The following is a 1,141-nucleotide window of genomic DNA, read 5'->3' as shown; positions in this document are numbered from 1 at the left end:
GATGTGGATATGGCCTTGAGGTGTTTGGTGCAAATCTGACAAGCGCTGCCTGAGGTCACTGGCGATCCGCAGCATTTTCTCAGCATGCTCGAGAAATAATTTACCGCTGTCCGTTAAAGTGACAGGCTGGTTACGATCGATGAGAATGGTGCCGAATTCGTCTTCTAGGCTCTTAATCTGAGCGGAAACGGCAGGTTGGGTCAAGTTAAGAATTTCGCCAGCTTTACGGAAGCTCATCGTCTTGGAAATCGTGAGCAACGTTTCCAACTGGTTCATATTCATGCGATTACCTCCTGCTATTCAAATTGTAAGTACAAATAAAATTTATCGAAATTGTAAAGGACATAAAAACCTTTTCTAACCCTATTATATGATAGGAAGGAGGGGGTCGGCAATGTTTCCCGGAAAACATGGACAACGGCCTGCCAAATTTCATTGCCATATACTCAAATTTGATTATAATAATTAGTATATAATAAATTGAAAAACAAAGGAGATTCATTTCATGTCGTTAACACGCAAGTCTAACCCCACCTGGACAGTCGTCGGGTTGATGTTAGGACTTTTGCTGGCTTCGCTGGATCAGACAATCGTTTCTACGGCGATRCCAACCATTGTGTCCAAACTAGGGGGGTTCAATCAGTTCGTTTGGGTATTCTCAGCCTATTTGATTGCGAACGTGGCTGCCATGCCTATTTTCGGAAAACTCTCGGATATGTACGGTCGTAAGTTATTTTTTATCGTAGGGATCATCGTTTTCATGATCGGATCTGCCCTATGCGGAACAGCCTCATCAATGACTGAGTTGATCGTGTATCGCGCAATCCAGGGTATTGGGGGCGGTGCCTTGATGCCAATTACCTTTGCGATTATTTTTGATATTTTTCCACCGGAGAAACGGGGTAAGATGCAAGGGCTTTTCGGAGCCGTATTCGGTTTATCGAGCGTACTCGGTCCGATCATCGGCGCTTATTTCACGGATTATGTAACGTGGGAATGGATTTTCTTCATCAATTTGCCGCTCGGAATTGTGTCTTTGTTAGTTATTATTTTTTCGTATCATGAAACTGTGGAGCACAGTAAGGCCAAAATCGACTGGAGCGGTACAATTTTATTGACAGCAGCGATCGTGTCCCTGATG

General features: G+C 43.9%; 2 protein-coding genes. One reads left to right on the top strand and one right to left on the bottom strand.

The window, feature by feature from the left end; genetic code table 11:
* The coding region (locus AC1DUA_RS38560) for a LysR family transcriptional regulator (RefSeq protein WP_477504713.1) at positions 1-282 on the bottom strand (282 nt) is incomplete at its 3' end.
* A 223-nt stretch (positions 283-505) separates the two neighbouring features.
* On the opposite strand from AC1DUA_RS38560, the gene AC1DUA_RS38555 reads away from it, so the two are divergent.
* On the top strand, positions 506-1,141 hold a 636-nt coding region (locus tag AC1DUA_RS38555; RefSeq protein ID WP_477504712.1), incomplete at its 3' end, for an MFS transporter.

Source organism: Paenibacillus sp. 01T422, from assembly GCF_056398785.1.
The sequence above is the reverse complement of the archived record's forward strand: the minus strand, read 5'-3'. Positions and strand labels throughout refer to the sequence as shown.